At 68.9% G+C, this 13,651-nt stretch carries 8 protein-coding genes; 5 read left to right on the top strand and 3 right to left on the bottom strand.

Going from position 1 to position 13,651, the window contains the following annotated elements; translation table 11 throughout:
• The 3 genes from FOZ74_RS00590 to FOZ74_RS00580 are packed head-to-tail and all read left to right on the top strand — an operon-like array spanning nucleotide 1 to nucleotide 4,740.
• Nucleotides 1–915: a HipA domain-containing protein gene (locus FOZ74_RS00590; RefSeq protein ID WP_146911185.1), complete on the top strand. Its 915-nt coding sequence runs from the start codon at nucleotides 1–3 to the stop codon at nucleotides 913–915.
• On the top strand, nucleotides 912–1,691 hold the full coding sequence (locus FOZ74_RS00585; protein WP_146911184.1) for an HIRAN domain-containing protein: 780 nt from the start codon (nucleotides 912–914) through the stop codon (nucleotides 1,689–1,691). The genes FOZ74_RS00590 and FOZ74_RS00585 overlap by 4 nt, the downstream gene beginning before the upstream one ends.
• Entirely contained in the window at nucleotides 1,681–4,740 is a 3,060-nt protein-coding gene (locus tag FOZ74_RS00580) for a type I restriction endonuclease subunit R (protein ID WP_146914022.1), read from the top strand. Before FOZ74_RS00585 ends, FOZ74_RS00580 begins: the two co-directional genes overlap by 11 nt.
• A 6-nt stretch (nucleotides 4,741–4,746) precedes the next feature.
• On the opposite strand, the gene lon is transcribed toward FOZ74_RS00580, so the two are convergent.
• The 3 genes from lon to FOZ74_RS00565 form a co-directional block, all read right to left on the bottom strand.
• Nucleotides 4,747–7,050, bottom strand: coding sequence for an endopeptidase La (lon, locus tag FOZ74_RS00575; protein ID WP_255437825.1), 2,304 nt, complete (start codon nucleotides 7,048–7,050; stop codon nucleotides 4,747–4,749).
• A 113-nt stretch (nucleotides 7,051–7,163) separates the two neighbouring features.
• On the bottom strand, nucleotides 7,164–7,562 hold the full coding sequence (locus FOZ74_RS00570) for an Hsp20/alpha crystallin family protein (protein WP_222434175.1): 399 nt from the start codon (nucleotides 7,560–7,562) through the stop codon (nucleotides 7,164–7,166).
• Between the two features lie 70 nt (nucleotides 7,563–7,632).
• A complete protein-coding gene (locus FOZ74_RS00565) occupies nucleotides 7,633–8,133 on the bottom strand; it encodes an SRPBCC family protein (protein WP_146911182.1) in 501 nt (166 codons plus the stop codon).
• A 376-nt stretch (nucleotides 8,134–8,509) separates the two neighbouring features.
• Between FOZ74_RS00565 and FOZ74_RS00555 the strand changes: the two genes are divergently transcribed.
• Complete coding sequence (locus FOZ74_RS00555) at nucleotides 8,510–9,889, top strand: efflux RND transporter periplasmic adaptor subunit (protein ID WP_146911181.1); 1,380 nt, start codon at nucleotides 8,510–8,512, stop codon at nucleotides 9,887–9,889.
• A 154-nt stretch (nucleotides 9,890–10,043) separates the two neighbouring features.
• Nucleotides 10,044–13,304, top strand: a complete 3,261-nt coding sequence (locus FOZ74_RS00550; RefSeq protein ID WP_146911180.1) for an efflux RND transporter permease subunit — start codon at nucleotides 10,044–10,046, stop codon at nucleotides 13,302–13,304.
• Nucleotides 13,305–13,651: the final 347 nt, after the last annotated feature.

Genomic DNA, 13,651 nt, shown 5'->3' with positions numbered 1-13,651 from the left:
GTGTATCCCGTCGTTCGCATCCAGTCCTCGCGCGCCCAAGCGCTGGAAGACCTGGGCACCAAAGCCAAGTTCTGGTACCTGGAGGGCGACACCCGAATGCTGTTCAAGGCCGAAGAGCGCGGCACGGGCGAAGATTGGGCGGAAAAGATCGCCTGCGAGCTGGCCGCGCTGCTGGGCCTGCCGCACGTGCATTACGAGATGGCGCACGACGTCGATCAGGATAGGCCGGGCGTGGTCTGCGCGTCGCTCGTGCCACCACCGCTGGCGCTGGCGCATGGCAACCAGTTGCTGCTGGCGCTCGACCCCGATTACCCGGGCGCGCAAGGGCCGCACTACCGCAGCCGCGCGCACACCATCGATGCGGTGTTCGACGTGGTGCGCAGGCTGCGCATGCCGACTGCGGGCTGGTGCGTGAACCTGCCCGACGGCATCGACGATGCGGCGGGCGTCTTTGCCGGCTACCTGCTGCTTGACGCCTGGGTGGCCAATCAGGACCGCCATCACGAGAACTGGGGTGCCGTGTGGGACGGGCAACATCTGCTGCTCGCGCCCAGCTTCGACCATGGCGCGGCGCTGGCGCGCAATCTCTCGGATGCCGAGCGCGCCGAGCGGCTGGCGTCCCGCGACCACCATCGGCAAGTGGCGCACTTTGTCCGCCGTGCGAGGTCGGCGCTGTACGCCGATGCCGTCGCTCCGTCGCCCTTGTCCACGCTGGAGGCTTGGCGCGCCTGGGCCCAGCGCGTTCCGAAGGCCGCCCGGGCATGGCAGGAGAGGCTCGATGGTGTCGAGAGTGAAGCGGTGGCGGACATCCTGGAGCAGATTCAGCCAGAGCGGATGTCGGCGATCTGCCGCCAGTTCACCGCGGAGTTGCTGGCCCAGAACCGAAGGCGGATACTGCAACCGGAGGAACCATGAACACGACCGTATTCATCGCATGGCGCGGCGGCTCGGCCGAAAGGGGCGAGTGGTCGCCCGTGGCCAAGCTGGAACACGTTGACGGCGAATATCGCTTTGCCTACACGCACGGTGCGCTGACGCTGCCGGGGTTTCACCCCTTCCCGGGCATGGACGATCTGGGCACGGTGTATCGCTCGCGCACCTTGTTTCCGTTGCTGGCCAATCGCCTGCTCTCGCGCTCTCGCCCGGAGTACGAGGCCTGGCTGACGTGGAGCGGCTTTGACCCGAAGAATGCGCCGACGCCGCTTGCCGTGCTGGGTGTGACCGAAGGCATCCGCCAGACCGATGCGCTCGAAGTGTTTCCCCAGCCCGTGGCCGATGCCCAAGGCCGCTACAGCGACCACTTCTTTTTGCACGGCTTGCGCCATGCCGGCGCGTCGGCGCATGAGTGGCTGGCGACGCTGCGTGCGCAAGACGTTTTGCGTCTGGAGCTGGAAGACGACAACGCGCATGACCCGCGCGCCGTGGCTGTTCTGGACGATGGCGCAGAGCGGTTGCGCCTGGGTTACGTGCCGCGCTATCTGGCGCGCGACGTGCGCGCCCTGGTGGCGCGAAGCGGCATGCAGTCCATCGACTTGCGCGTGGCCCGCGTGAACCATGGCGCGCCCTTGCAAATGCGGGTGCTGTGTGTGCTGCGGGCGCCCTGGCCACACGGTTTTGCGCCTTGCACCGGGGCCGAATTCCAGCCGCTTGCAGAGGTGGCTGAAGCACCGCAGCTTGCCCATGCTACGTGAGCAGGACGTCGAGCTCGGGGCGCTCGGGCTGCTGCGCCAATCGGGATTCGATTTGCGCCACGGGCCTGAATTGGGGCCTGACGCGCCGCAGGCAGAGCGCGCGTCGTTTGCCGACGTGGTGTTGCAGGCCCGGGTGGCCGCCGCGCTGCAACGTCTGAACCCCCGCCTGCCGCGCGAAACCTTGGACGGCGTGGCGCGCACGCTGGCGCACCCGCCGCACCCAACGCTGATTCAAAACAACCGCTGGCTGCACGGCCTGCTGGTGGATGGCGTACCGGTGGAGTATCGCGACGCGAAGTCTGGCGAGATGCGCGGTGGTTGCGCACGCCTGGTCGACTTCGACCAACCGCAAGCCAACGACTGGCTGGCGGTGCGTCAGCTCACCATCACCGGCGCAGCGGGCAAGAGCATTCGCCCGGATCTGCTGCTGTTTCTGAACGGCCTGCCGGTGGTGGTCATCGAGCTGAAAGATCCGGCGGATGAACAGGCCGATCTGGGTGTGGCGATGGCTCAGCTCAAGCGCTACATGGCGACCACGCCGGACCTGTTCGTGCCCAACGTGCTGTGCGCGGTGTCCGATGGCCTGTTGACGCGCGTCGGCTCGATCACCGCTGGCGCGAGCCGCTACATGCCCTGGCGGCCGCTGGCCGATGAAGGCGGCGCGCCGACGCTGGAGGCCTTGATTCGCGGATTGCTGGAGCCGCGCACGCTGCTCGATTACCTGCGCGCTTGCGTCACCTTCGAGGAAGACGAGCGCGGCGACATCGTCAAGAAGATCGCCGGATACCACCAGTTTCGCGCGCTGCGCAAGGGGCGCGCCAGCGTGCTGGCGCACTTGAAGCCGGAGGGTGACGGGCGTGGCGGCGTGGTCTGGCACACGCAGGGCTCGGGCAAGTCGCTCACCATGCTGATGCTGGCAGGCAGCCTGATCCGGGAGCCGCGCCTGGCCAATCCGACGGTGGTGCTGATCACTGACCGCAACGACTTGGACGACCAACTGTTCGACACCTTCGCCGCGGGGCGCGCGCTGCTGCGCCAGCCGCCGGTGCAGGCTGCGGGCCGTGCGCACTTGAAAGACTTGCTTGACCGCGCCGCCGGCGGTGTGGTGTTCACCACCATCCAGAAATTTGCGGAAGGCGCTGGCGTGATTTCCGAGCGCCACAACGTGGTGGTGATGGCCGACGAGGCGCACCGCAGCCAGTACGGCTTTGTCGAGGGCGGCGCGCGCTGGATGCGTGAAGCCTTGCCGGGTGCCACCTTCGTGGGCTTTACCGGCACCCCGCTGGAGGGCGACGACAAGAACACCATCCACGTGTTCGGTGAATACGCCGACGTGTACGACATCCGGCAGGCGGTGGTGGATGGCGCCACCAAGCCGCTTTATTACGAGTCGCGCATCGTCAAGCTCAAGGTCGATGAAGAAGGCTTGCGGGTGGCGGAGCAAGAGGTCGAATACGCCGTCAACGCCGACCGTGACGGCGAGGTGGCGCCGGGCAGGTACCGGGTACCGCTGGAGTCGCTGGTCGGCGCGCCGGAGCGCATCGAGCGCCTGGCGGCTTTCATCGCCTGCCATTGGGAAGAGCGCCGCGCCGCCATGGAAGGCAAGGCCATGGTGGTGACCATGAGCCGCGACATTGCCGCCGGTTTGTATGAAGCCATCCGCGCGCTGCGCCCCGACTGGCACGATGCCGACGACGAGCGCGGCGCCATGAAGGTGGTGGTGACCGGCAGCGGCGATGACCCCGAGCCGCTGCGCAGCCACGTGCGCACCAAGGCCGCGCGCAAGCGCCTGGCGGAGCGCTTCAAGGACCCCGCCGACGATCTTCGGTTGGTCATTGTGTGTGACATGTGGTTGACGGGTTTTGACTGCCCACCAGCGCATACGCTGTACCTGGACAAGCCGCTGGCCGGGCACAACCTGATGCAGGCCATCGCGCGGGTGAATCGTGTGTACGGCGACAAGCCCGGCGGGTTGATCGTGGACATGCTGGGCCTGGCCGATCAACTGGCGGATGCGCTGGCCACCTATACCCAGGCCGGCGGCACGGGCGAAGCGGTGCGGCAGGTGCAAGGCGAGGCCGTACCGGCGATGCAAGCGGCGTTCGAGAAGCTGCGCGATTTCTTCCACGGCTGCGACTACGCGGCGGCCTTGCATGCCGAACCCCACGACGTGCTGGCGCTGTACCTGCGCGCCATCGACCACGTGCTGGGCCAAAACGACGGCTGGCCACGCTTTCGCGCACTGGTCAAGGAACTGGCAACGGCTTTTGCGCTGGCGGTGCCGCGACCTGAAACGGCGGCCATCACGCCGCACCTCGCGTTCTTCCAGCGCTGTGCGGCAATGATCCGCAAGCGCCTGGCCGACGACGACGGGCGCCATGCGGCCAACAGCCGACAGCGCGACGTGGATGCGGCGGTGCGCCAAGTCATTGGCGGCGCCGTGGATGCCGACGACGTGATCGACTTGTTTGCCGTGGCAGGGCTGGATGAAGCGCGGCTGGACATCCTGGGCGATGATTTTCTGCAGCGCGTGGCGGCGCTGGAGCAGAAAAATCTGGCGCTGCAAACGCTGCGCAAGCTGTTGAACGACCAGATCCGCATCACCGAGCGCAGCAACCTGGTGCAAAGCCGCAAGTTCCGCGAGGCGCTGGAAGATGCGCTGTCACGCTACACCAACAAAGCGATATCGACCGCCGAGATGATCAGCCGTTTGATCGACCTGGCGAAAAGCCTGCGCCAGGCCCGGTGGCATGGCGAGCAGTTGGGCCTGAGCCCGGAAGAAACCGCCTTTTACGACGCCCTGGCCGACAACGAGTCCGCGCGCGACGCCATGCAAAGCGACACCCTGCGCCTGATGGCGCGCGAGTTGACCGAGATGGTCAAGAAAATGCCCAAGCTCGACTGGACACAGCGCGAATCGGTGCGCGCCAGCCTGCGCCGCAACGTGCGGCGCTTGCTGGCGCGCTACGGTTACCCGCCCGACCTGGCCGAAGGGGCCACGCAACTCGTGCTCAAGCAGGCCGAGCTGTCCACCGACAACGCGCCGTAGGCGCGCTTAGCTCGCAGAGGCGGGCGCCGGCGGCTCCAGCGCCGCCTGCATCGCCTGGTCCACGCGCTCCAGCCAGATGAATTCGAGCTTGTCGCGCACCTCCTGCGGGATGTCCTCGTAGTCGCGCCGGTTGCGCGCGGGCAGCATCACGCGCGTGATGCCGGCGCTGGCGGCGGCGATGACCTTTTCCTTGATGCCGCCCACGGGCAGCACCAGGCCGCGCAGGCTGATCTCGCCGGTCATCGCGGTGTCGCTCTTGACGCTGCGGTGGGTCAGCAGCGAGACGAGGGCGGTGAACATGGCCACGCCCGCGCTCGGGCCGTCCTTGGGCGTGGCGCCCGCGGGCACGTGCACGTGGATGTCGATTTCAGCGAGCTTTTCGTCCTCCAGGCCCAGCTCCCGCGCGCGGTGCTTGACCAGCGAGAACGCTGCCTGCACGCTCTCGCGCATCACGTCGCCGAGCTGCCCGGTCAGGGTCAGCTTGCCCTTGCCGGGGTAGCTCGTCGCTTCGATGAAGAGGATGTCGCCGCCCACCGGCGTCCAGGCCAGGCCGGTGGCCACGCCGGGCGTGGCGGTGCGCATGGCCACCTCGTTTTCGAAGCGCGGCTGGCCGAGGATGGCGGCCAGGTCGGCGGTGTCCACGTCGATGTGCGCCGCCGAGCCGTCGGCGATGCGCACCGCCACGTGGCGCAGCACGCGGCCGATTTCGCGGCGCAGGTTGCGCACGCCGGCTTCACGCGTGTAGTCGCGGATGATGGCGTGCAGTGCCTCGTCGCTCACGCTGGCCTGCTCGGGCGTGAGGCCGTTGCTCTGGAGCTCGCGCGCGACCAGATAGCGGCGGGCGATCTCGAACTTCTCGTTCTCGGTGTAGCTGGCGAGCTCGATGATTTCCATGCGGTCGCGCAGCGGCCCGGGGATGCTCTCGAGCATGTTGGCGGTGGTGATGAAGACCACGCGCGAGAGGTCGAAGGGCACGCCCAGGTAGTTGTCGCGAAAGGCGTTGTTCTGCTCCGGGTCGAGCACTTCGAGCATCGCGGCGGCCGGGTCGCCCTGCACGCCCGCGCCCATCTTGTCGATCTCGTCGAGCAGCATGACGCAGTCGCGCGCGCCGGCCTTGCGCAGGGCCTGGATGATGTTGCCCGGCATGGCGCCGATGTAGGTGCGCCGGTGGCCGCGGATTTCCGCCTCGTCGTGCACGCCGCCCAGGCTCACGTGCGCGAAGGGCCGGCCCATGGCGCGCGCGATCGACTGGCCCAGCGAGGTCTTGCCCACGCCGGGCGGCCCCACGAGGCACAGGATGGGCGAGCGCCCCTGGGGCGCGAGCTTGCGCACCGCGAGGAATTCGACGATGCGCCGCTTGATCCTGCTCAGGCCGTAGTGGTCCTGCTCGAGCACCTTGCGCGCGGTCTCGATGTCGATGGGGCGCGGCTCGGGCTCGGCCCAGGGCAGGCCGGTGAGCCAGTCCAGGTAGGTGCGCACCATGCCCGCTTCGGTGGCCTCGGAGGGCATGCGCTGGTAGCGGCGCAGCTCCTTGCGCGCGATCTCGTCGGCCTCGGGCGGCAGCTTGGCTTCATCCAGCGCCTTGGTCAGCTCGGCCACTTCCTGCGACTTGCCGTCGTCGTCGGTTTCGCCGAGTTCCTTGCGGATCGCGGCCATCTGCTCGCGCAGGATGGCTTCCTTCTGGCGCTCGTCGAAGGTCGCCTTGGTGCGCTGGCCGATTTCCTGCGACAGGCGCATCACCTCGATGCGCTTGGCCAGCAGGGTGGAGACCTTGTCGATGCGCTCGGCCACGTCCAGGGTTTCGAGCAGCGCCTGCTTGTCCGCGCGCTCGAGCTCCATGTAGGCGGCCACCAGGTCGGCCAGCGCGCCGGCGCCGGCGGTGTTCTGCACCGCGGCCACCAGCGGCGGCGGCACGTTGGGCAGCAGCTGCAGGGCCTCGAGCGCCTGCTGGCGCAGGTGCAGCACGCGCGCCTCGATCTCGGTGCCGTGGGTTTCGGGCTCTTCGATGGCTTGGGCGCGCACCGCCAGCACGGGCGATTCGCTGATGAAGTCCCTGACGCGAAAGCGCTGCTGGCCCTGCACCACCAGGTGGTGCCCGCCGTCGGGCAGGGTGACGTAGCGCAGGATGCTGGCGATGGTGCCGGTGTGGTAGAGGTCCGCCGCGGTGGGCTCGGCCACGCCCGCGTCCTTCTGCATCAGGATGCCGATGGGCCGCTCGGCGCGCAGCGCCTGCTCGGCCGCTGCCACCGACGATGCGCGCCCCACGAGGAGCGGGAACACCGTGCCGGGGAACAGCACCGTGTCGGTCATCGCGACGATCAGCAGCGCGTCCTCGGGCAGGCCGGTGGCGGGCGGTGCGGCCGTGGCGTCCGCCGGGGTGGCCGCCGCGTGCACCGGATCGTCCTGGGGCAGGGTGGATTCACTCATGGCATCTTGTGCAGGCGGATGACCAGACAGCCCTGCTCGCTCGCGACGTCCACCGCGCCGTAGCGGCCGGCCGGCAGGGCGATGTGCCGCTCGAAGCGCCCCTGGGGCAGTTCCAGCCGGTGGATGGCGGCGGTGCGCAGCGCCGGCGGCAGGGTGCGCCGGCCCGAGACCACGAGCGTCGCATCCTCGATCATGGCCCCGACCTCATGCGCGTCCACGCCGGGCAGGGCCACGTAGATCAGCACCTCGTGCTCGGTCTCCAGCACGTCCACCGGCGGCTCCCAGGTGCTGGCGTGGCGCGGCTGGAACAGCTGGCGGTGCATGCGCTCGGCGCGGTCCAGCGCCGCGAGCGCGTCGGACCACATCCAGTCGGGCAAATCTTCTCGGCGTTTCATGTTCGTGCTTCTTTGCCTTTCGCCATCGATGGTACGACCGCCGCGCGCACCCTGCAGGCGCGCCTGCCGTTCAGGCGCCGAGCAGGGCCTGGTAGCCGGCGCGCGCCTGCAGGTAGGTCTCGAAGGGGAACTTGATCGGCACGCCTTCGAGCGCCGCGGCCAGCATCTGCAGGTGGCCTTCGAAGCCGGCGCAGGCCTTGGCCGCGTCTTCGCCCGCGGGTACACCCACGGTGAGCACGAGCTGCGTGCCGCCGGCCGTGGGGCTCAGTTCCCAGCGCAGCGGGCGCTGCGGCTCCTTGCCGCTGCTCCAGGAATATTGCAGCAGCTTGCCGGCCTCGAAGGCGGTGACCGTGCTGTCGATCACGATGCCGCTGTCCACGAAATCGATGCGCACCTTGCCGCCCAGGCGCTGCTCTATGGTGCCGCTGCTGAGCCATTGTGCCATTGCGGCCGGTTCGGTCAGCATGGTCCAGACATCGGCCGGGGGGTGCTCGAAGCTGCGCGCCAGGCGCCCCTGGTAGCCCTCGCCCTGCGCCGTGATGGTGCCGAGTTGCAATGCCTGCTCGCTCATGGTGTTGCTCCTTGCCTGGGTTGGATCGTCGTGGCCCATCCTAGCGCCGCGCGAATAGCCGCAAGGGTTTCAGGCCTGTGGCGGCGCACCGGGCAGCTGTTCATGGAGCGCCAGGTCCGCCGGGGCGCCGACACCGTGCCAGCAGCTGCGGCCCGGCCGCGCGGTGGATGGCGCCATCGACCCCGGCGGCGCTGGCCTGCCGCAGGCCGGGGCGCCGCTCGGGAAGAAAGCAGGCATTGTGCGCCGCTGGATTGCGCCTTGCCCCGCTTGCCGCAGGGCGGCGCGCGGGGCCTTTACATTTCTTCAAGTGCTCCATACCGCCTGCTTGCGCCAGCTGGCTACGATGCGAAGGCCCGAGGGAAAAACGAATTCGAACATGGCCGAACCTGCACAGACTCCCCCATCCGCGACGCCCGCGCCGCGCCCGCACCGCAAGGGCCTTTCACTCCTGCTCACGCTGCTGGCCATCGCGCTGCTGGTGGGCGGCGCGTGGTGGCTGGTGCAGCGCGGCAATGCGCCCGCACCCGGCGCGCCGGGCGCGGGGCCGCCGGGGCGCGGCGGGCCCTTCGGCGGTGGCGGCGGACCGGGCGTGACCGTGGGGGCGGCCGTGGCGCGCCAGGGCACGCTGCCGGTGGTGGTGGATGCGCTGGGCACGGTCACACCGCCGGTCACGTCCACGCTGGTGCCGCAGGTCTCGGGCATCCTCTCCGAAGTGCTGTTCACCGAGGGGCAGATGGTCAAGAAGGGCCAGGTGCTGGCGCGCATCGACGTGCGGCCCTACGAGCAGGCCTTGGCCCAGGCACGCGGGCAGAAGGCGCGCGACGAGGCGCAACTCACCGCAGCCAGGCTGACGCTGTCGCGCTACCAGACGCTGCTTGCGCAGGACTCCATCGCCCGCCAGGACGTGGACACGCAGGCGGCGCTGGTCAAGCAGCTCGAAGGCGCGGTGCAGGCCGACGAGGCCAGCGTGCGCGCGGCGGCGCTGAACGTGGATTTCGCGACGCTGCGCGCACCCATCAGCGGGCGCATCGGCCTGCGCGCGGTCGATCCGGGCAACCTGGTTTCCAGCGGCAGCGCCACGGGCATTGCGGTGATCACCCAGGTGACGCCGATCGACGTGGTGTTCTCCGTGCCGCAGGAGCGCGTGGGCGCGGTGCTGGCGGCGCAGAAGGTGGGCGAGCTGCCGGTGGCGGCGCTGGACAGCGCGCGCACCCAGCCGCTGGCCGAGGGGGTCTTCCTCACGCTGGACAACCAGGTGAACACCGCCACCGGCACGGTGCGCGCCAAGGCGCGCTTTGCCAACGCCGACGGCGCGCTGTTCCCCGGCCAGTTCGTCAACGCCCGGCTGCGACTGGGTCAGGAAACGGGCGTGCTGGTGCCGGTGACGGCGGTGCGCACCGGGCCGCAGGGCGACTACGTCTATGTGGTCGATGCCGACGACACGGCGCGCACCCGGGTGGTCAAGCGCGGCCTGGCCGACGCCGCGCAGGTGCTGCTCACCCAGGGCCTGCAGGCCGGCGAGCGTGTGGTGACCGAGGGCGGCGACCGCGTGAAGGATGGCGGCAAGGTGCGCCTGAATGATGAACAAAAAGCGGCGCAAACGCAGACAGGACAAGCGCGAGCAGCTACTGAAAATGAATCACCCGACCTGAGTCGCCTGCCGCCCGAGCTGCGCGAGAAGCTGGAGAAGATGACGCCCGAGGAGCGGCGCGCGTTCTTTGCGCAGCGGCGCGGGCAGCAAGGGGCGGCGCGGTGATGGCGGGCTTTGGACTCCCTCGCCCCTTTGGGGAGAGGGTGGGGCAGAGGGGTTGGCGGCGCGAGCATGACGGCTCGGGCTGTGCTGGGCATCGCGCGCCCCCACCCCGGCCCTCTCCCAAAGAGGGAGGGAGGAACACCAGAGAGGCGGGCGCATGAACATCTCGCGCCTGTTCATCCAGCGTCCGGTGGCCACGGCGCTGTTCATGGTGGCCATCGTGCTCGCGGGTCTCGTCGGCCTGCGCTTTCTGCCGCTGGCCGCGCTGCCGCAGGTGGATTACCCCACCATCCAGGTGCAGACGCTCTACCCCGGTGCCAGCCCCGACGTGATGAGCCGCACCGTGACCGCGCCGCTGGAGCGCCAGTTCGGCCAGATGCCGGGCCTCACGCGCATGGGCAGCGTGAGCAGCGCGGGGGTGTCCATGGTCACGCTGCAGTTCGACCTGCAGCTCAGCATGGACGCGGCCGAGCAGCAGGTGCAGGCGGCGATGAACGCGGCCGGCTCCCTGCTGCCCGCCGACCTGCCCACGCCGCCGATCTACGCCAAGGTGAACCCGGCCGACGCGCCCATCCTGCAGCTGGCGGTCACCAGCACCAGCCTGCCGCTCACCGAAGTGCAGAACATGGTGAACACGCGCCTGGCGCTGAAGATCAGCCAGATCAACGGCGTGGGGCTGGTGACGCTGGCCGGCGGGCAGCGCCCCGCCGTGCGCGTGCAGGGCGACGTGCAGCAGCTGGCCAGCATGGGCCTGGGGCTGGACGCGATCAGCAGCGCCATCACCGCCGGCAACGCCAGCGGTGCCAAGGGCACGTTTGACGGGCCCACGCGCCAGTACAGCATCAATGCCAATGACCAGTTGCTGACCGCCGAGGACTACCGGGAGCTGATCGTCGCCTACGTCGATGGCCAGCCGGTGCGCCTGAAGGACGTGGCGCAGGTGGTGGATGGCTCGGAGAACGACAGGCTGGGGGCGTGGACGGGGATCAAGGGGGAAGGCGGCGCGGCGCAGGCCCCTCACCCCTCCCTCTCCCCAGAGGGGCGAGGGCGATCGGCCGCACCTGATTCACGCTCTGCCACGCCGCTCAACCCCGCCATCATCATCAACGTGCAGCGCCAGCCCGGCGCCAACGTCATTGCCACGGTGGACGCGATCAAGCGCCAGTTGCCGCTGCTGGAGCAAGGCCTGCCGCAGAGCGTGCAGCTGGCGGTGCTGTCGGACCGCACGCTGGGCATACGCGCATCGGTCGAGCATGTGGAGATGGAGCTGATCCTGGCCATCGTGATGGTGGTGCTGGTGATCTTTGCCTTCCTGCACAGCCTGCGCGCCACCCTGATTGCCAGCATCGCGGTGCCGATCTCGCTGCTGGGTACCGTGGGGGCGATGTACCTGCTGGGCTATTCGCTCAACAACCTGAGCCTGATGGCGCTGACCATTGCCACCGGCTTCGTCGTCGATGACGCCATCGTGATGATCGAGAACATCGCGCGCCACCGCGAGATGGGCAAGCCGCCGCTGCAGGCCGCGCTGGCGGGCGCGGGCGAGATCGGCTTCACCATCATCTCGCTCACCGTCTCGCTGATCGCGGTGCTGATACCGCTCTTGTTCATGCAGGAGGTGATAGGGCGGCTGTTTCGCGAGTTTGCGGTCACGCTGGCGATCACCATTTTGTTTTCCGCGCTGGTCTCGCTCACGCTGGTGCCGATGATGTCGGCGCGCGTGCTGGGGCCGCTGGACGAGGCCCAGGGCCGCATTGCGCGCACGCTGCAATCGGGCGTGGACGCCATGATCCGCTGGTACGACGGCGGCCTGCAATGGGTGCTGCGCCACCAGGGCTTCACGCTGTGGCTGGCGCTGGCCACCTTTGCGGTGACGGCGCTGCTCTACGTGCTGATTCCCAAGGACTTGTTCCCCACGCAAAGCACCGGCCAGCTGCAGGGGCAGGTGCAGGCGGCGAGCGACGTGTCGTTCGCCCGCATGTCGCAACTGCAGGGCGAGGTGGCGCGCATCGTGCTGGCCGACCCGGCGGTCGCCTCGCTCAGCTCCGTCGTGGGGGTGGATGCGGCCAACAACGCGGCGCTGTCGTCCGGGCGACTGGTGCTCAACCTCAAGCCGCGCGCGCTGTTTGGCGATACCGAAGCGGCCATCATGCAGCGCCTGCGCACGCGGGTGGCCGAGCAGGTGGCGGGCGTGCAGCTGTATCTGCAGCCCACGCAGGACCTGACGATCGATTCGGATACCGGCGCAACGCAGTACCGCTTTGACCTGGAGGGCGTGGATACCCGGCTGGTGGGCGAATGGGCGCGCAAGCTCGTCGCGGTGATTGCCGACCTGCCCGAGGTGCGCCACGCCACCACCGACGCGGGCAAGACCGCCCCCTCGGCCATGGTGCGCGTGGACCGCGACACCGCCGCCCGCCTGGGCGTGGCCACCAGCACGCTGGACAACACGCTGTACAACGCCTACGGCCAGCGCATCGTCTCCACCATCTTCAGCGAGACCAACCAGTACCGCGTGATCCTGGAAGCCGCCCGCCCCGAGGCCGCCAGCCTGCAACTGCTGCGCGACCTGCCGGTGAAGACCAGCGGCGGGGGTAGCACGCCGCTGTCCTCCTTTGCCGAGGTGCTGGAGCAGCCCGCCGCGCTGACGGTGCAGCGCGTGGGCCAGTACCCCGCGGCCACCGTCGGCTTTGACACCGCCCCCGGCGTGAGCCTGGGCGCGGCGGTGCAGGCGGTGAGCACGGCGGCGGTGCAGGCCGGCCTGCCCGCGAGCCTCACGCTGCGCTTTACCGGCGCCGCAGGCGCGTATGAAAAGTCCCTGGCCAACCAGCTCTGGCTGATTCTGGCGGCCGTGGTCTGCGTCTACATCGTGCTGGGCGTGCTGTACGAGAGCTACGTGCATCCGCTCACCATCCTCTCCACGCTGCCCTCGGCGGGCGTGGGCGCGCTGCTGGCGCTGGAGTTCACCGGGCATGCGCTGGACGTGGTGAGCATCATCGGCCTGGTGCTCCTGATCGGCATCGTCAAGAAGAACGCCATCATGATGATCGACTTCGCCATCGAAGCCGAGCGCCACGAGGGCAAGAGCGCGGTGCAGGCCATCCACCAGGCGGCGCTGCTGCGTTTCAGGCCGATATTGATGACCACGCTGGCGGCGCTGGCGGCGGCCGTGCCCCTGATGCTCAGTTGGGGGGATGGGGCGGAGTTGCGGCGGCCGCTGGGGATTTCGATTTTTGGCGGGTTGGTGTTGTCGCAGTTGCTGACGCTGTTCACCACGCCGGTGATTTACATCTGGTTTGATCGTTGGGGGGAAAGGTTTGGCGGGCGGCCGGTGGAAGATGCTCTTCCTTTGGGAGAGAGCCGGGATTCACTCCCTCCCCCTCTGGGGGAGGGCGGGGGTGGGGGCCAGCGGCGATGAAAAATTCAGAGCTGTTTGTCTTGCAGACGCCGGAGGCCGGGTCTCGCCCCGGCGGGCGAGGCACTTTTCTTTGCTTCGCCAAAGAAAAGTGCCCAAAAGAAAGGCGACCCCGCTGTCGGTGTCCCCTGCACTGCGCTACGGGGCAACCTGCGGCGCTCGCGGTCGGGGTGTGCCGCGAAACTCACTGCGCGCTGACGCGCTGCGTTCAGACAGACGCGGCAAGTCAGATCACGAAGCGAATGCGTCCTGCGGCGCATTCGCCCACCCCGACTGCTGCGCTCCTCGGCACAGCCAGAGGGGACCCCGAAAACGGATACGGGTACCAGTCCGGGGTACATGGAACGCAG

Source organism: Comamonas flocculans (genome assembly GCF_007954405.1).
Lineage (GTDB): Bacteria > Pseudomonadota > Gammaproteobacteria > Burkholderiales > Burkholderiaceae_C > Comamonas_C > Comamonas_C flocculans.
Note: the sequence above shows the minus strand (reverse complement) of the source record. Positions and strands in the feature narration are given on the sequence as shown.

What these genes read in the sequence shown, in the direction of transcription:
- FOZ74_RS00585 (WP_146911184.1), top strand. Translation starts at nt 912, where the DNA reads ATGAACACGACCGTATTCATCGCATGGCGCGGCGGCTCGGCCGAAAGG.
- lon (WP_255437825.1), bottom strand. Translation starts at nt 7,050, where the DNA reads ATGACCGACACGGTGCTGTTCCCCGGCACGGTGTTCCCGCTCCTCGTG.
- FOZ74_RS00570 (WP_222434175.1), bottom strand. Translation starts at nt 7,562, where the DNA reads ATGAAACGCCGAGAAGATTTGCCCGACTGGATGTGGTCCGACGCGCTC.
- FOZ74_RS00580 (WP_146914022.1), top strand. Translation starts at nt 1,681, where the DNA reads ATGCTACGTGAGCAGGACGTCGAGCTCGGGGCGCTCGGGCTGCTGCGC.
- FOZ74_RS00555 (WP_146911181.1), top strand. Translation starts at nt 8,510, where the DNA reads ATGGCCGAACCTGCACAGACTCCCCCATCCGCGACGCCCGCGCCGCGC.
- FOZ74_RS00550 (WP_146911180.1), top strand. Translation starts at nt 10,044, where the DNA reads ATGAACATCTCGCGCCTGTTCATCCAGCGTCCGGTGGCCACGGCGCTG.
- FOZ74_RS00565 (WP_146911182.1), bottom strand. Translation starts at nt 8,133, where the DNA reads ATGAGCGAGCAGGCATTGCAACTCGGCACCATCACGGCGCAGGGCGAG.